Origin of the sequence: Xenorhabdus littoralis, from assembly GCF_033949345.1 — a bacterium.
Lineage (GTDB): Bacteria > Pseudomonadota > Gammaproteobacteria > Enterobacterales > Enterobacteriaceae > Xenorhabdus > Xenorhabdus littoralis.
The window spans coordinates 22190-39149 of sequence record NZ_VCDP01000037.1; the positions used below are offsets into that span (position 1 = coordinate 22190).

15 protein-coding genes and 1 other RNA gene are annotated in these 16960 nt (G+C 43.8%); 5 read left to right on the forward strand and 11 right to left on the reverse strand.

Annotated elements, in window-relative coordinates; all coding sequences use genetic code 11:
* Both pepP and FE394_RS10920 read right to left on the reverse strand, forming a co-directional pair.
* A complete protein-coding gene (pepP, locus tag FE394_RS10915; RefSeq protein WP_319926420.1) occupies nt 1-1317 on the reverse strand; it encodes a Xaa-Pro aminopeptidase in 1317 nt (438 codons plus the stop codon).
* 114 nt (nt 1318-1431) lie between these two features.
* On the reverse strand, nt 1432-2007 hold the full coding sequence (locus FE394_RS10920) for a YecA/YgfB family protein (protein WP_319926421.1): 576 nt from the start codon (nt 2005-2007) through the stop codon (nt 1432-1434).
* A gap of 262 nt (nt 2008-2269) precedes the next feature.
* Between FE394_RS10920 and zapA the strand changes: the two genes are divergently transcribed.
* The 3 genes from zapA to FE394_RS10935 all read left to right on the forward strand — a co-directional run bounded on the left by zapA (nt 2270) and on the right by FE394_RS10935 (nt 3602).
* On the forward strand, nt 2270-2572 hold the full coding sequence (gene zapA / locus FE394_RS10925) for a cell division protein ZapA (RefSeq protein WP_319926422.1): 303 nt from the start codon (nt 2270-2272) through the stop codon (nt 2570-2572).
* A 171-nt stretch (nt 2573-2743) separates the two neighbouring features.
* A non-coding RNA gene (gene ssrS, locus FE394_RS10930) (6S RNA) lies at nt 2744-2927 on the forward strand.
* 48 nt (nt 2928-2975) lie between these two features.
* Complete coding sequence (locus tag FE394_RS10935) at nt 2976-3602, forward strand: 5-formyltetrahydrofolate cyclo-ligase (RefSeq protein ID WP_319926423.1); 627 nt, start codon at nt 2976-2978, stop codon at nt 3600-3602.
* Nucleotides 3603-3717: 115 nt separating this feature from the next.
* Here the strand turns inward: FE394_RS10935 and serA are convergent, their stop codons facing one another.
* Nucleotides 3718-4959: a phosphoglycerate dehydrogenase gene (gene serA, locus FE394_RS10940; RefSeq protein WP_319926424.1), complete on the reverse strand. Its 1242-nt coding sequence runs from the start codon at nt 4957-4959 to the stop codon at nt 3718-3720.
* 270 nt (nt 4960-5229) lie between these two features.
* Nucleotides 5230-5889 (reverse strand): ribose-5-phosphate isomerase RpiA, encoded by a 660-nt coding sequence (gene rpiA, locus FE394_RS10945; protein ID WP_319926425.1) that lies wholly within the window; start codon nt 5887-5889, stop codon nt 5230-5232.
* 127 nt (nt 5890-6016) lie between these two features.
* On the opposite strand from rpiA, the gene FE394_RS10950 reads away from it, so the two are divergent.
* The gene (locus FE394_RS10950; protein WP_319926426.1) at nt 6017-6922 is read left to right on the forward strand and encodes a LysR family transcriptional regulator ArgP; all 906 of its coding nucleotides are present in this window, start codon (nt 6017-6019) and stop codon (nt 6920-6922) included.
* On the opposite strand, the gene FE394_RS10955 is transcribed toward FE394_RS10950, so the two are convergent.
* The 5 genes from FE394_RS10955 to acnB all read right to left on the reverse strand — a co-directional run bounded on the left by FE394_RS10955 (nt 6919) and on the right by acnB (nt 12837).
* Nucleotides 6919-7653 carry an oxidative stress defense protein gene (locus FE394_RS10955; protein ID WP_319926427.1) on the reverse strand — a complete coding sequence of 245 codons (735 nt, stop codon included), beginning with the start codon at nt 7651-7653 and terminating at the stop codon, nt 6919-6921. The genes FE394_RS10950 and FE394_RS10955 overlap by 4 nt on opposite strands.
* Before the next feature lie 115 nt (nt 7654-7768).
* A complete protein-coding gene (gene argO, locus FE394_RS10960; protein ID WP_319926428.1) occupies nt 7769-8380 on the reverse strand; it encodes an arginine exporter ArgO in 612 nt (203 codons plus the stop codon).
* A gap of 184 nt (nt 8381-8564) precedes the next feature.
* The gene (mscS, locus tag FE394_RS10965; protein ID WP_319926429.1) at nt 8565-9437 is read right to left on the reverse strand and encodes a small-conductance mechanosensitive channel MscS; all 873 of its coding nucleotides are present in this window, start codon (nt 9435-9437) and stop codon (nt 8565-8567) included.
* Nucleotides 9438-9611: 174 nt separating this feature from the next.
* Nucleotides 9612-9983 carry a YacL family protein gene (locus tag FE394_RS10970; protein WP_319926430.1) on the reverse strand — a complete coding sequence of 124 codons (372 nt, stop codon included), beginning with the start codon at nt 9981-9983 and terminating at the stop codon, nt 9612-9614.
* Nucleotides 9984-10239: 256 nt separating this feature from the next.
* Entirely contained in the window at nt 10240-12837 is a 2598-nt protein-coding gene (acnB, locus tag FE394_RS10975) for a bifunctional aconitate hydratase 2/2-methylisocitrate dehydratase (protein WP_319926431.1), read from the reverse strand.
* Between the two features lie 366 nt (nt 12838-13203).
* On the opposite strand from acnB, the gene FE394_RS10980 reads away from it, so the two are divergent.
* Nucleotides 13204-13887 (forward strand): GNAT family N-acetyltransferase, encoded by a 684-nt coding sequence (locus tag FE394_RS10980; RefSeq protein WP_319926432.1) that lies wholly within the window; start codon nt 13204-13206, stop codon nt 13885-13887.
* Between the two features lie 178 nt (nt 13888-14065).
* Here the strand turns inward: FE394_RS10980 and lpdA are convergent, their stop codons facing one another.
* Together lpdA and aceF are read right to left on the reverse strand one after the other, a co-directional pair.
* A complete protein-coding gene (gene lpdA / locus FE394_RS10985; RefSeq protein WP_319926434.1) occupies nt 14066-15493 on the reverse strand; it encodes a dihydrolipoyl dehydrogenase in 1428 nt (475 codons plus the stop codon).
* A gap of 258 nt (nt 15494-15751) precedes the next feature.
* Nucleotides 15752-16960: dihydrolipoyllysine-residue acetyltransferase (gene aceF, locus FE394_RS10990; RefSeq protein ID WP_319926433.1), on the reverse strand; the 1209-nt coding region annotated here is incomplete at its 5' end.

A 16960-nucleotide genomic window follows, 5' to 3' on the forward strand; every position in this document is an offset into this window, starting at 1 on the left:
TTAATCCTGTCTTGCCTGCGCCATCAGCGCTTCTATTTCATCCGGATCTTTTACAACATTCTCAGTCAGGTTTTCATTTCCTGTATCCGTGATAACGATGTCATCTTCAATACGGATACCGATGCCACGGTATTCTTGCGGTACATCCGCATCCGATGCGATATAAAGCCCCGGCTCCACAGTTAACACCATGCCCGGCTCCAGAATGCGATCGCGGTCGGTGCCATAATGACCCACGTCATGTACGTCTAATCCCAGCCAGTGACTCAAACCATGCATGAAAAATTGGCGATAAGCATTGGTTTCGATCAATTGTTCGACGTCCCCGTGCATAATTCCCAATTTCACCAACCCTTCAACCATAACGCGCACAACTTGCTCTGTGACTTCGCGGATACTGGTGCCCGGTCGATACAATTCAAGGGAGATGTTGATGGCTTCGAGCACGATGTCATAAATTTCACGTTGGGGACGCGTAAACTTGCCATTAACAGGGAATGTCCGCGTAATGTCACCTGCGTATCCCTCATATTCACACCCTGCATCGATCAACACTAAATCGCCGCTTTTCATACGTCGTTCATTTTCGGTGTAATGCAGAATACAAGCGTTTTCTCCTGCGCCAATAATGGTGTTATAAGCGGGATAACGCGCCCCCTGACGGGTAAATTCATGCTGAATTTCAGCTTCCAGTTGATATTCAAACATATCGGAACGGCAAACCTGCATTGCTCGGGTATGCGCTTGCGCACTAATTTCCCCGGCTTTGCGTATGATTTCCAATTCAGCTTCCGATTTAAACAGACGCATTTCATGCAGCCACAGACGCCAATCTACCATGACAGAAGGAGCACTAAGGTTACGACGACTATTTTTACGTAATTTATCCAAGGCGCTGAATACGATATTATCCGCGTATTCAAACTCTCCCTGAGCGTGATAGACAGTTTCCAGACCATTCAACAATAAGTAGAGCTGTTCATTGATATCGTCGAATGGCAGAGCGCGATCCACCCCCAGTTTTTTTGGTGCAGCTTCTTGCCCAAGACGGCGACCAGACCAAATTTCCGCCGTCAAATCCCGAATACGATTAAACAATACGCTATGGTTGTGGGTTTCATCGCTTTTGATCAATATCAGAACCGCTTCCGGTTCATTGAACCCTGTCAGGTAAAGAAAATCACTGTGCTGGCGATAAGGATACTCATTATCTGAATTACGTGTCACAGGTGGGGCAGAAAAAATAATAGCCGCACTAGCCGGTGCCATTTTTGACAAAAATGCCTGACGACGGGATAAATACTCTTGTTTAGTCATACCCTCTCCTGCGATTTCGATTTCATTATTATTAGTTGGTATACCCGCCCTCTTTTAAGTTTCAGCTTTTGGACAGCTCTGCAACTCAAAATCTATTGGGTTATATTTCGCCAATCAGTGTAGCGTTGGCTTTTCATTTTTTGTACTACTTGCATTTTTTGGTGTCACTAAAGCGATGTAGCAGAGTTGAACAGCCACTCGAACATATTCCAGTACTTCTTCAAGAGCCTGAGATAATTCTTCCTGATCTTCGTCTTCGTCATATCCCAGCATACCGATGTTACGTAAATCGGTAACGATTTCTTTAATTTCTGGTTTTTCTATCAATTTTGGATTTGCCACGCCCAATCCCAGCAGAAAATGATTCACCCATCCCGCCAACGCATCCGCACATTCAAAAGTTCCCGCTTCTTCGTCAGGAAGGAGTAAATTAAACGCAAAATTACTGTCATCCAGTAATTCAAATGTCGTTTCGTATAACTCCCTGAGGGGTTGAGCCAGAATCTGAGAAAAAGCCAGACCATCATTAGTGAGATCATGCATCTTAGTTTGCCAGCTATTATCGTGATTTCCACCACATAGTAAGCCACTAATTAAGCCATGCATTTCGGCAGCAGTCAGGGCAACGGACTGTTGATGCAAAATTTCATCAAATGATTGATAATTAGGTAATGAGTTTTGTATAGACATGTATATTGATCATCGTTGGCGATATAAGTTCATGCTATGCTACCATCAAGGGGAGTCGCTATACCAGACAGCACACACCGATATAAAGAGGGGGGCTTTTGGTATTGTACAGTAATGATTAGTGTCGACCTTGTTTTATGCCCAAATTTAATTTATGCCCTATAAATTTCAAATTGTAGCTCATAAAAAAGCAACAACTTGAAAGATAAAGGATATATGTCAGAATCAAGGTATCGGCACAGTAATAAATCAGGAAGGTGTCATGTCTGCACAACCAGTAGATATTCAGATTTTTGGGCGGTCATTACGTGTCAATTGTCCACCAGAGCAGATAGAAGCGTTACAGGCTGCTGCTGAGGAACTTGATCAGCGTTTGCATAACCTCAAAGAACGCACCAGAGTCACTAATACTGAGCAACTGGTTTTTATTGTGGCACTGAATGTCTGTCACGAGTTGGCACAGGAAAAAATGAAAACCCGTGATTATTCCTACAATATGGAGCAAAAAATAAAAATGCTTCAGCAGACCATTGAAAAGGCATTGTTGGAACAAGGTAAAAGTTAGAACAAGGTAAAATTATTTGAACTTCTACCTGTCAATAAACGAAATATTGTTGATAAATCAGGCAGTAGTCACTCTAGATTAATATAAGCAGTTGCTTTCTTCATTTAGTTCCATACAATAGGTTCCATAGCATCGCTTATGGCCTATTTAGGGGTTTTAAGCAGCAAAAAAATTTCTCTGAGGTGTTTGTGAGCAGGTAAGTCCCCTGAGCCGATATTTCATCTCTATAGAATGTGGTGCTCCGTCTCTTGTGAGCATGCTTGGCCAGACCAAGAAGCCTAATAGAGACGACACTGCGTTCACCTTGAACCAAGGGTTCAAGGGTTACCACCTGTAACGGCATCTTGGAGAACCCCAATTTTTATCTGTTTTGTATCCTTTTCTGCATTAATAGGCAGGTCTTATGCAATCAGATTCTTTTTCCGCCCCCCATTCTCTGTCTTTACAAGAATTGTCTCTACGAAAATCCATCAGGAAACAAATTCGGCAACTACGTCAGAATTTATCCCCTGAACAGCAATCGCGATTCGCCCAGCAGGCTGTCAAGCAGGTTATGGCTAATCCCAAGATTCAACAAGCCAACAAGATTGCTCTCTATCTCTCTTTTGACGGAGAATTAGATACACGCCCATTGATTCAACAACTTTGGCAACAAAACAAACAAGTCTACTTGCCAATATTGCATCCTTTCCGTCGGCATCATCTGCTTTTCCTTCGTTATCAATCTGATACTCCCCTCATACGGAATCGCTTTAATATAGAAGAACCACCGTTAGATATCCGGCAGGTTCTGCCTGTATCTGAACTGGATGTCATGTTTATTCCGTTGGTTGCTTTCGATTGTACAGGGCAGCGTTTGGGCATGGGCGGTGGATTTTACGATAGAACTCTCGCTAAATGGCAACAACAGAATTTCTATCCCATTGGGTTAGCACATGATTTTCAGTTAGTTGAAACATTACCCAGTGCAAGTTGGGATATTCCTCTGCCAGAAATCATAACGCCAGAAAAAGTATGGCGGTGGGAGTGAATTTCCACGTTATTTAACAAGAGAAAAAGGGCTATTGTTTCACCAATAGCCCTGACTTTTGCATCGTAAAATTGATCAGTAAAAGTTGATCAGTAAAAACTGATCAGCAAACTAATCAGTACAGTAAGCGAGAACGGATCGTGCCAGGCACGCTTTTCATTTGTTGTAATACTGATTCGGCTTGAGTTGGACCCTGCGTCGTAATATCGATCACCACATAACCAATATTTCCCTCAGTCCGCAAGTACTGTGCTTCAATATTGATTTCTTGATTAGTGAATATCTGGTTGATGCTGGTTAAAATACCCGGACGATTTTCATGGATATGCAGTAAACGGTGCGTATCTCTGGCGTGAATAGGCAATGAAACTTCCGGGAAATTGACCGCTGACAGTGTAGAACCATTGTCAGAATATTTCACCAGTTTACCGGCAACTTCTGTACCGATATTCTCTTGGGCTTCCTGAGTCGAACCGCCGATATGAGGTGTCAGCAGTACGTTATCGAATTTGCTTAACGGCGAAGTAAAAGAGTTACCGTTTGTGGCTGGCTCTACCGGAAATACATCAATCGCTGCACCAGAAAGATGTCCGCTCTCCAATGCCTCACTGAGTGCAGGAATATCTATTACGGTGCCACGGGATGCATTGATCAAGATTGAACCTGGCTTCATGAGTTCGAGTTCTTCTGCTCCTATCATATTTTTGGTTGAAGCAGTTTCAGGAACATGCAGACTCACAACATCACTCATATTCAACAATTCAGACAAATGATGAATTTGCTGTGCATTACCTAACGGTAATTTATTTTCAATATCATAGAAATAGACATTCAAACCAATATTTTCAGCCAAAATACCAAGCTGGGTGCCAATATGCCCGTAACCGATGATGCCCAGTTTTTTCCCACGCGCCTCGTAGCAACCTTTTGCCTGCTTATCCCATATTCCATTATGTGCTTTCGCATTCGCTTCAGGTATGCGACGCAATAACAACAGCAATTCTCCCAAAACCATTTCGGCGACCGAACGGGTATTAGAAAACGGTGCATTAAATACAGGAATACCGCGTTTTGCGGCAGCTTCCAGATCAACTTGGTTGGTACCGATACAGAAACATCCTACTGCAACCAGTTTCTCTGCGGCGGAGAAAACCTCCTCCGTCAACTGGGTGCGAGAACGAATACCTACAAACCGAGCATCACGAATTGCTTCTTTCAGAGCTTCTGGCTCCAATGCACCTTTATGATATTCGATATTGCTGTACCCAGCCGCCTTCAATTTGTCTACTGTACTTTGATGAACGCCTTCCAGTAGCAGAAATTTAATCTTATCCTTTTCTAGAGATACCTTAACCATTTGCCCATCCTAGTTAAACTGACTTTCATAACGCCGATAGATTCCACCAAAATAACAAAAAAAACGACAACGGCAATACAACCGATTGCGTACACGACAGAATAAGTGAGAGTAAATAAGTTGTTATACAAAGTAAAATAATTCGTTACAGAAAAAATGCGGGATTATGAGTTTTTTTTAGACAGGAACGTGATATATATCACCAAATTTTCTTTTTTGAATAAATACGCAAATATTTTGAGGACAGGATATTCTGCCCTCAATAAACGATTATTCTGTGATCGTTTTAACTCCGTCCACAGTACCCACCAACACTACGTTGGCACCACGATTGGCAAAGAGACCTACGGTAACCACACCAGAGATATTATTGATTTTGTTTTCTAATGCAGCGGGATCAACAATGGAAAGGTTGTAAACATCTAAAATGCAATTGCCATTATCCGTCACCACATTTTCACGATAAACCGGAGTTCCCCCCAATTTCACCAACTCGCGGGCAACATAGGCACGTGCCATCGGGATAACTTCAACCGGAAGAGGGAATTTGCCCAATACATCCACTTGCTTAGATGAATCAATAATGCAGATAAATTTCTTTGCAACAGCAGCAATGATTTTTTCTCGGGTTAACGCTGCACCGCCGCCTTTAATCATCTGCATCTGGCCGTTAATTTCATCAGCACCATCAACATAAATGTCCAAAACATCGACATTATTGCAATCAAACACAGGTATACCGAGACTTTTCAATTTCTCAGTCGAGGCTTCTGAGCTAGACACCGCTCCTTCAATTTTATCTTTGATAGTCCCTAACGCATCAATAAAGTGCGCAGCCGTTGAACCTGTACCAACACCTACGATTGTGCCCGGTTTGACGTATTCCAATGCCGCCCAACCTACTGCTTTTTTCAGTTCATCCTGAGTCATTTCAATCACAGCCTATAATCAGTTACAAGGAAAAATCTGACGGTTAGTATAAACAATATTGCCTCATCCCACGAAAAAATATGGCATAGTGCTGCTCAGACCACATAAACGGAGGATCTTATTTTCAATGAAACGTCCTGATTACCGCTCCTTACAAGCATTGGATGCAGTGATACGAGAACGAGGTTTCGAGCGGGCGGCACAAAAACTTTGTATCACCCAATCCGCAGTATCTCAGCGCATCAAACAATTAGAGAATCTGTTTGGTCAGCCATTATTGGTACGCACTGTTCCACCCCGCCCTACAGAGCAAGGGCAAAAATTGCTCGCACTACTGCATCAGGTTGAATTACTGGAAGCACAATGGCTCGGTGATGAAAATGGTAATGAAATCCCGTTATTGCTCTCTCTCGCAGTTAACGCGGATAGTCTGGCAACATGGCTTTTACCGGCTCTTCATCCCGTTTTATCTGATTTACCCATTCGGTTAAATATTCAGGTAGAAGATGAAACCCGAACTCAAGAGCTTTTGCGGCGCGGGGAAGTCGTCGGGGCGATTAGTATTCAATCTCAGCCGCTACCAAGTTGTCTGGTTGATAAGTTAGGTGCTCTCGATTATCTGTTTGTTGCTTCACCTGAATTTGCAGAGCGTTTTTTCCCGAATGGGGTAACTCGTTCAGCATTGCTGAAAGCACCTGCCGTTGCATTCGACCATCTGGATGATATGCATCAGGCATTTTTACAGCAGAATTTTGATTTATCACCGGGCAGCGTACCCTGCCATATTGTGAATTCTTCTGAAGCTTTCGTTCAATTGGCAAGACAGGGGTCAACCTGTTGCATGATCCCACACCTGCAAATCAGCAAAGAACTGCAAGCCAGAGAGTTAGTTGATTTAACCCCCGGGCTGTGCCAACGCCGTATGCTTTACTGGCATCGTTTTGCCCCAGAAAGCGGAGCGATGAGGAAAGTGACTGACGCCCTGCTAAAACTAGGGCGCCAGATGCTACGTCAGGAAGATGAAACGCCTTAACGCTGTAATTCAAAAACCGCGTCAACGTGATCAGAAAATTCAATGCTCTGTGGCTCATAAGTTTCACCCGCTGAATCTGCAGCAGGTGCTGCCATCAGAGCTGCCTGATATTTCATACGATTCATTGGTGCTGGCACAGCCTCAGGAGCGCTATAATTGATGCTATATACCGGGCCCAGCTTACCGCTGAATCCTTTTGCCAATGCTGTCGCCTGCTGAATAGCATTCTCAATAGCTTTTTGTCTGGCTTCATCACGATAACGTTGCGGATTCTCAACACTGAACTGAACCGAGTTAATTTCATTCAACCCTGCTTTGAGAGCTCCGTCCAGCAAGGTATTCAGTTGATCCAGTTTATGAATTTTCACTTCAACTGAACGCGAAGCTCTATAACCTGTAATTGTTGATTTACCGGATTTTTGATCATATTGATATTCTGGCTGTGTGCGTAAATTGGCAGCATCGATATCTTTCTTTTCGATCCCATTATTTTTCAGGAAATCAAAATATTTCGCTACACGTCCATCCACTTTTTTCTTTGCATCTGCCGCGTTCTTTTGAGTCTCGCTTACATGGATCATCAACGTGGCCATATCTGGTGTCGCTTTAATTACTGCGTTGCCAGAAGTAGAAATGTGCGGAACAGATGGCGGTTCAGCAGCGAAAACTGTTGTGGCAGACAAGCTTCCCAGAGCCATCATTGCAGCCAGTACCAGTGATTTACGTTTCACAAAACCTCCTCAAATACAGCATATTTACATTAGTAAGGCGCTTTTCAAAAACATTAGCACACTATCTATAAAGAAGTTATAAAATATATAAAGAAGTATTGATATCAAGAAGAATCTATAACCCTTGCTTAATTAGTCCCCAAGCGATATACCACATCACGCAAGCGACAAAAATATTGATAATTCGTTGTGAACGGGGTCGATTGAGAACAGGTGAAAACCATGCAGCCAAAAATGATAATGCAAAAAACCAACTGACTGATGCTAACACGGCTCCGGTAGTAAACCACGGCCGAAGTTCTACGGATAATTGCCCGCCTATGCTGCCCAGCACGACAAAAGTATCCAGATAAACATGTGGATTCAGCCATGTTACCGCAAATAGCGTTACGATGACTCGCCAGCGGCTTTGGATAACACTCCCGGAACGGGAAAGTTCAACTTCCGCTGATAATGCTGCCCGAAAAGCATTCCATCCATACCATAGTAAGAATGCCGCGCCTCCCCATGTTACTGCTTGCAGCAAAAATGTCGATTTACTAAGCAAAGCACTGCCGCCAAAGATTCCCATGACAATGAGCAAGGCGTCACTAAGCGCACATAGCGCCGCACTCATTAAATGATACTGTTTTCTACTCCCTTGTTGCATGACAAAAACATTTTGTGGCCCGAGTGGAAGTATCATTGCGGCACTGAGAAAAAATCCCTGTATAAATGTCGAAAACATATAAATATTCCTAAAAATTATTCAATTAGCTACGGTATGGATGCATATTAGGTAATATTATGTATTAGTGAAAATGAATGATTCTTATCTATCATTAGAGAAAATGATAGGGATTGTATTCAGACTCATATTCAAATTTGGTTTTGGTGTGAGCAAGACGACATCTCACACCAAAGTGCTTTGATTATTCGCCCGTTTTATTCTGTGAAGCAATTTGTTGTTGATGCAGGTAAACATCCATTTGCGGGAACGGAATACCGATATTGTGCTTGTCTAAAGCCCGCTTAAAGTTTTCCATCAGATCCCAGTACACACTCCAGGCATCACCATTGGTAGTCCATACACGCACAATGAAATTCAGTGATGAAGGAGCCATTTCATGCAGGCGGATAGTGACACCTTTTTCATGTTGGATACGTTGATCTTCTTTAATCACGTCACCCAATACTCTTTTCACTTCATCAATATCCGCGTTATATGCAACACCGACTATAATCTGGGTACGGCGGTTAGGTTCACGACTGGTATTGATAATATTATCCGAAATAATCTTACCGTTGGGGACCACGATGATACGATCATCAGCCGTGCGCAACGTTGTGGAGAAAATCTGCACTTGCACGACGGTTCCTTCCACTGCACCGATCATGACATATTCGCCAGTACGGAGTGGACGGAACATGACCAGTAACACACCAGCAGCAAAATTAGACAACGAACCTTGTAATGCCAGACCTACCGCCAAACCTGCGGCACCGATCACTGCGATCACGGACGCAGTTTGGATACCTAATTTCCCAAGAACAGCGATGATCGTAAACGCGATAACGGCATAACGCATAATCGCGGATAAAAAATCAGAGATAGTGGCATCAATACCACGCAATGACATCACACGTTTGACTGCTTTACTGACCATTTTGGCAACAAATAAGCCAACGATGAGAATTAAGATGGCAGATACAATATTCATCACATACTGGATCAATAGATCCTGATTGCTGACAAACCAGCCTGCTGCTTTATCAATCTCGTTTGACAGATTGATCTCTTCCATAAAAAGTCCACCGTTATTGTTGGAACCCATCTCTATCCGGGAACGTGGCTTACTATGAACGCTACCGGGAAGCATGGGTTTTTGTTCAAAAAATAGAAAAATGACTATCACAACACACAGGTGTGATGGAATATTAATTATGGCAAAAAACCATCATTGATTGAACATTAATACTTATATTGGTTTTTTTTGCAAAATAAACTTCCTGTAATCAGCCAGCATATCGATAAAATCATCTGTTCCACAAAAAGCCAAACTCTCGTTATCATAGTAACTCATGCCCTCTTCTATCATCTCAGTATCAAACTGGAGTTGATTAGCTCTGATCATGATTTCTCCTTCACTCATCAATAGCGTATATTCATGACCTGTCAACTGCCACTGGCGTTCACTCCCTTTAATATCGTCCAATGCTGAGTAAATTTTATCCAATTTGCTCAAGTCATCTTTTACTTCCTCATTTAACCAATGACCAATAGCCTCATGATCCATTGAAAAGGATGTTGTTACCTGTCCAGTAACATCCTGCATAAATTCATATTCCATCACCAACCTCCACTATTATTATTACTTACACCAAACAACCACGTCTGGATTTTAAACATTTCTGCTAATCCCACCTCTGAGACAGTCCACAAACTGACATAAAAACTATCACAAAATAACCATAACTCTGCCATATATCTAATGATCTTCAAGATGAACGTAATCAACGAAGCTAAAACTTAAAAGACACCGGATATAGAACGACGGGTATAAAAAAGGGAGGCATTTGCCTCCCCATTCATTGCAATATACTTTTTTACACAGCGGTTTGGAAGATCACATCATCCGCTTTTTCCGTGTACTGATTCAATTGGTCAAAATTGAGATAACGATAAGTATCTGCTGCGGTTTCATCAACTTTATCCATGAATTGCAGATACTCTTCCGGTGTTGGCAAACGGCCCAAAAGTGAAGCCACTGCCGCCAGCTCCGCAGAGGCCAGATAGACATTTGCCCCCGTGCCCAAGCGGTTAGGGAAGTTACGGGTAGACGTGGAGACTACAGTTACACCATCTGCCACACGTGCCTGATTTCCCATACACAGTGAACAACCCGGGATCTCAATACGCGCACCGCTCTTGCCGAAGACACTGTAATAGCCTTCTTCTGTCAATTGGGCAGCATCCATTTTAGTTGGCGGAGCAACCCACAAGCGAGTCGGCAATTGGCCTTTATGCTGATCCAGCAATTTACCTGCTGCGCGGAAATGCCCGATGTTGGTCATGCAAGAGCCAATAAAGACTTCATCAATTTTGCTGTTCGCAACTTCAGATAACAGGCGCGCATCATCTGGATCATTCGGCGCACATAAAATAGGCTCATTAATATCCGCCAGATCGATGTCAATCACGGCAGCGTATTCTGCATCAGCATCCGCTTCCAGCAACTGTGGATCTTTCAGCCAGTTTTCCATGCCAATAATCCGGCGTTCCAGTGTCCGGCGATCACCATAACCTTCCGCAATCATCCATTTCAGCAAGACGATGTTCGATTGCAGGTATTCAACTATCGGAGCTTTATCCAGTTTAATGGTACAACCTGCCGCAGAACGTTCCGCAGATGCGTCAGCTAATTCAAATGCCTGCTCAACTTTGAGTTCTGGCAGACCTTCGATTTCAAGAATTCGACCGGAGAAGATATTTTTCTTGCCTTTCTTCTCGACGGTCAGCAGACCTTGCTGAATCGCATAGTAAGGAATGGCATGAACCAGATCGCGCAGAGTAATGCCGGGTTGCATCTTCCCTTTAAAACGCACCAAGATTGATTCAGGCATATCCAACGGCATGACTCCCGTTGCAGCAGCAAATGCCACCAACCCTGACCCCGCAGGGAAAGAGATACCAATCGGGAAACGGGTATGGGAATCACCGCCTGTACCCACAGTATCTGGCAGTAACATGCGGTTCAGCCATGAGTGGATAATACCATCTCCCGGACGCAGGGATACTCCACCACGGTTCATGATAAAATCAGGCAAAGTATGGTGTGTCGTCACATCAACAGGTTTTGGATAAGCCGCTGTATGACAGAATGACTGCATCACCAAATCCGCAGAGAAACCCAGACATGCCAAGTCTTTCAATTCATCCCGTGTCATTGGCCCGGTTGTATCCTGAGAACCTACAGAAGTCATCTTCGGCTCACAATATTCTCCCGGACGGATACCCGCTGCACCACAAGCACGGCCAACCATTTTCTGTGCCAGTGAGAAGCCACGATCGCTTTTCGCAATTTCTTTTGCCTGACGGAATACGTCACTGTGTGACAAGCCCAGTGATTCACGCGCTTTTCCGGTCAAACCACGGCCGACAATCAAAGGAATACGGCCACCAGCACGAACTTCATCAATCAGTACATCTGTTTTCAGTTCAAAAGTAGACAACAGTTCATTCGTTTCATGATGACGGATTTCACCTTTATATGGATAGATATCAATCGCATCACCCATATTCAATTTGGAAACGTCCACCTCGATTGGCAACGCACCAGCATCTTCCATAGTATTGAAGAAAATGGGTGCGATTTTTCCGCCCAGTACGACGCCTGCACCACGTTTATTCGGCACAAACGGGATATCTTCGCCCATAAACCACAGTACAGAGTTAGTTGCCGATTTACGGGAAGAGCCCGTACCAACAACGTCACCGACATAAGCTAACGGATAACCTTTCTTAGTCAAGGCTTCGATTTGCTTAATCGGGCCTACGGCACCGGCTTGATCAGGCTCAATCCCTTCACGGGCATTTTTGAGCATTGCCAGAGCATGTAAAGGAATATCAGGACGTGACCACGCATCAGGCGCAGGAGAAAGATCATCGGTATTCGTTTCACCCGTAACCTTAAAGACGGTAACAGTAATTTTTTCCGCCAACTCCGGACGTTCAAGGAACCATTCTGCATCAGCCCATGACTGTATAATCTGCTTAGCATGGGAATTACCCGCTTTTGCTTTTTCTTCTACGTCATAGAAGCTGTCAAACATCAGCAAAGTATGAGAAAGCGCTTTCGCCGCAATAGGTGCCAATTTTTCATCATCAAGGGCATCAATTAAAGCATGGATATTATAGCCACCCTGCATGGTTCCCAATAATTCAATGGCTTTTTCCTGTGTGACCAAAGGAGACGTAGTTTCACCTTTAGCAATGGCAGCAAGGAAACCAGCTTTGACATAAGCGGCTTCATCTACACCAGGGGGAACACGATGGGTCAACAGATCTAACAGAAAATCTTCTTCACCTTTAGGTGGGGTCTTCAGTAATTCAACCAGCGCTGCTGCCTGAGCTGCGTCTAATGGTTTAGGGACGATGCCTTGAGCTGCACGCTCGGCTACGTGCTTACGGTATTCTTCTAGCACGACTTTCTCCTCGCTCTCATTGTCATTTTGTATACCCGGCTGTCTGCACCCGGTAACGATCATCGAAAAACGATCATCCAAACACAACCATCACAAACAATCATCATGGGTGCCAGGTCAGAGGATTTTGCTCACATAAAATCAGAATTATGCTTAGCTTCGGGCATTTAGCATACCAAAACTTGAAAGATATGTTAATTCATTCACATAAAATCAACATTAAACCATGATAAAATGCTGGAGAAACGAGCTTGAAGAGTGTATTAAAGTTTTAAATGCTATTTGTTGCTATTTCAGCCTGAAAATACCTTACTTTCTACCCACTGCAAAAAAGCGGATACCAACCTCGTTTTAAAGGATATCATCATGCCTAGTAGAGAAATAGAAAGAGATAACGCCATAGCAAGCACAAGTTATCATCCTCCAATGATTATGGAGGAAAAAATCTACCCTGAATATCAAGCTAAAATTAAGGAAGCTGATCAAAATGCTATGCTATTTGCACTTAACAAACTCCAGCAAAATGAATCCCGTTACTGGTATGAATCTATAAGGGAAACAATATTGGGAGATGGACATCATAGTACATTTAGCAAAACCTGTGACTCCATAAGAAGATGTTTTAATACTGCCCATGTGACCGGAGGTTTAAATAATTACCGCCATTTTGTTTGTTCAGTAACAGGTACAACAGTTGGAATTATCATATTAATGCTTGCCAAACCCAATATACCTGATAATGACGCAGACCAAATAGCATTCATAGTAACCTATCCTAACGGTTATGGCTACGGTGGCCTGCTTATTCAACACGTGATCAATATATCCCTCACCCTAGGCCATCAAGGTATATTAGAAGTTAGAGCAGAACAGGATGCCGAAATTTTCTACCAAAAATTAGGCTTTGTAACTATTAGTGACTTTTTTGATTTGAAAAATATGAGGTTAACCCCAACTGATAGCAATAAATGGCATCAAATCAATGGGAAATATCAACTTAAAAGAATCCCTCATCCACGTAATTCAAATTGGCAATGTCATTTACTGTAGATTCAATTGAGTTTTTTATGGGGAAATATGATGAAACCTCAAAAAGAAATCTTTAATAATCTCTTGTCAAAGATGAAATATTTATAGATTTTAGGTAACTATATGCTTGAAATAATCCGTTGCATGTAAAACGGCTTCCATAATAGAAGCCGTTTTCACCATTGCAAAATCTAAAGAATTATTTCTTTTTCTTTGCTTTAGGGTTTGGCAGGTCGGTGATGCTGCCTTCATAAATCTCAGCAGCCATACCGATGGATTCGTACAGTGTTGGGTGAGCGTGGATAGTCAGAGCGATATCTTCTGCATCACAACCCATTTCGATAGCCAGACCGATTTCACCCAGCAGTTCGCCGCCGTTAGTACCAACAATAGCACCACCGATAACACGGTTAGTTTCTTTATCGAAAATCAGTTTAGTCATACCTTCTGAACAGTCAGAAGCAATTGCACGACCAGATGCTGCCCAAGGGAAAGTTGCAGTCTCGTAGCTGATGCCTTTCTCTTTCGCTTCTTTCTCAGTCAGACCAACCCATGCGACTTCTGGTTCAGTGTAAGCAATGGATGGAATCACTTTTGGATCGAAGTAATGTTTCTTACCAGAGATAACTTCAGCAGCAACGTGACCTTCGTGAACACCTTTGTGTGCCAGCATTGGCTGACCAACGATATCACCGATAGCGAAGATGTGAGGCATGTTAGTGCGCATTTGCTTATCAACATGGATAAAGCCACGCTCATCAACTTCCACGCCTGCTTTACCAGCATCCAGTGATTTACCGTTTGGTACACGGCCGATAGCAACCAGAACTGCGTCATAACGCTGTGGTTCCGCTGGTGCTTTTTTACCTTCCATTGTTACGTAGATGCCGTCTTCTTTAGCTTCTACCGCAGTCACTTTAGTTTCCAGCATCAGGTTGAATTTCTTGCTGACACGCTTAGTGAACACTTTAACAATGTCTTTGTCCGCAGCAGGAATAACCTGATCGAACATTTCTACCACGTCAATCTGAGAACCCAGAGCGTGGTAAACAGTACCCATTTCCAGACCGATAATACCGCCGCCCATAACCAGCAGGCGTCCCGGAACAGTTTTCAGTTCCAGTGCATCAGTTGAATCCCATACACGAGGATCTTCATGTGGAATGAATGGCAATTTAATTGGGCGTGAACCCGCTGCGATAATGGCATTATCAAAATTAATCGTTGTTGCGCCGTTTTCGCCTTCTACTACCAGAGTGTTAGCACCTGTAAATTTACCGATACCGTTAACAACGTTAACTTTACGGCCTTTAGCCATGCCACCCAAACCACCAGTCAGCTGGGAAATGACTTTTTCTTTCCAGAGACGGATTTTGTCGATATCAGTTTGCGGTTCACCAAATACGATACCGTGTTGTGCCAGTGCTTTGGCTTCTTCAATCACTTTTGCAACATGAAGCAGCGCCTTGGATGGGATACAACCTACGTTAAGGCAAACACCACCCAAAGTAGAGTAACGCTCAACCAGAACAGTATCCAAACCTAAGTCTGCACAACGGAAAGCAGCAGAATACCCTGCAGGGCCTGCTCCAAGCACCACTACCTGGGCTTTAATTTCAGTACTCATCATGACCTCTTAATTGTTTGTCCGGCGGGTCAGACGAAAATACCCTTCGTATTTCACGTTGCCGCCTAGCTACAACACGAAATCCATTGGGTAAAAAAACCATATTCCACCGGGACGTACACACCGCGAGCAGTTTACAGAATTGTAAATAACCTGAAAAGCGCGTTAACGTGACAGAAATCCCAACCTGCCAGATGCAAGGAGAAAATATCTGTCACGGTAGTAATCATTAGGCCGGTATATTTACCGGCCTTTGCATTACATCACCAAACGGCGGATGTCGCTCATCAATTGATTAATATAAGTGATGAAGCGCGCACCATCTGCTCCGTCAATCACACGGTGATCGAAAGACAGGGACATTGGCAGAATCAGGCGAGGAACGAATTCCTTACCATTCCAGACTGGTTTCATGGAAGAACGAGACAGACCCATGATTGCCACTTCTGGCGCATTTACAATTGGTGCAAAACCGGTAGTACCGATACCACCCAGGCTGGAAATGGTGAAACAACCGCCCTGCATATCGGAAGATGTCAGTTTACCAACACGTGCTTTCTTGGAAACTTCAGCCAGTTCTCTGGACAGTTCCACGATGCCTTTCTTGTTGACGTCCTTGAATACAGGAACAACCAGACCGTTAGGCGTATCAACCGCAATACCGATGTTGATATATTTTTTCAGGATTAGCTTCTGGCCATCTTCAGAAATGGAGCTGTTGAAGCGAGGCATTGCTTCCAATGCTTTCGCAGCCGCTTTCATGACGAATACCAACGGAGTGATCTTCACGCCCAGTTGTTTCTTCTCAGCTTCTTTATTCTGCTGTTTACGGAACTCTTCAACTTCAGTGATATCCGCTTCGTCGAACAAGTTAACGTGAGGGATCATGACCCAGTTACGGCTCAGGTTTGCACCGGAGATTTTCTGGATACGGCTCATTTCAACTTCTTCGATTTCACCAAACTTGCTGAAATCAACTTTTGGCCAAGGCAGCATTCCTGGCAGACCACCGCCCGCAGCAGCAGGCGCTGCTTCCGCACGTTTGATCGCATCTTTCACGTAAGCCTGAACGTCCTCACGCAGGATACGGCCTTTACGACCAGTACCTTTGACTTTAGCCAGATTTACGCCAAACTCACGCGCCAGACGACGGATCACAGGTGTTGCATGAATGTAAGCATCATTTTCTGCGAATTCGTTTTTGCCTTCTGCCGGCTTGCTTGCTGCTGGTGCTGCTGCTTTCGCAGGTGCTGCCGCAGGAGCTGGAGCCGCTGCTGGTGCTGCCGCAGGTGCTGCGCCCGCAACTTCGAATACCATGATCAGAGAGCCAGTTTTGACTTTGTCGCCGGTAGCGATTTTGATCTCTTTCACCGTACCTGCGAATGGTGCAGGAACTTCCATCGAAGCCTTGTCACCTTCAACAGTGATCAGAGATTGCTCTTCAGCAATGGTATCACCCACTTTTAC

Coding starts and splice junctions, on each gene's coding strand:
- pepP (WP_319926420.1), bottom strand. CDS start 1,317: ATGACTAAACAAGAGTATTTATCCCGTCGTCAGGCATTTTTGTCAAAA.
- FE394_RS10920 (WP_319926421.1), bottom strand. CDS start 2,007: ATGTCTATACAAAACTCATTACCTAATTATCAATCATTTGATGAAATT.
- zapA (WP_319926422.1), top strand. CDS start 2,270: ATGTCTGCACAACCAGTAGATATTCAGATTTTTGGGCGGTCATTACGT.
- FE394_RS10935 (WP_319926423.1), top strand. CDS start 2,976: ATGCAATCAGATTCTTTTTCCGCCCCCCATTCTCTGTCTTTACAAGAA.
- serA (WP_319926424.1), bottom strand. CDS start 4,959: ATGGTTAAGGTATCTCTAGAAAAGGATAAGATTAAATTTCTGCTACTG.
- rpiA (WP_319926425.1), bottom strand. CDS start 5,889: ATGACTCAGGATGAACTGAAAAAAGCAGTAGGTTGGGCGGCATTGGAA.
- FE394_RS10950 (WP_319926426.1), top strand. CDS start 6,017: ATGAAACGTCCTGATTACCGCTCCTTACAAGCATTGGATGCAGTGATA.
- argO (WP_319926428.1), bottom strand. CDS start 8,380: ATGTTTTCGACATTTATACAGGGATTTTTTCTCAGTGCCGCAATGATA.
- mscS (WP_319926429.1), bottom strand. CDS start 9,437: ATGGAAGAGATCAATCTGTCAAACGAGATTGATAAAGCAGCAGGCTGG.
- FE394_RS10970 (WP_319926430.1), bottom strand. CDS start 9,983: ATGGAATATGAATTTATGCAGGATGTTACTGGACAGGTAACAACATCC.
- FE394_RS10980 (WP_319926432.1), top strand. CDS start 13,204: ATGCCTAGTAGAGAAATAGAAAGAGATAACGCCATAGCAAGCACAAGT.
- lpdA (WP_319926434.1), bottom strand. CDS start 15,493: ATGAGTACTGAAATTAAAGCCCAGGTAGTGGTGCTTGGAGCAGGCCCT.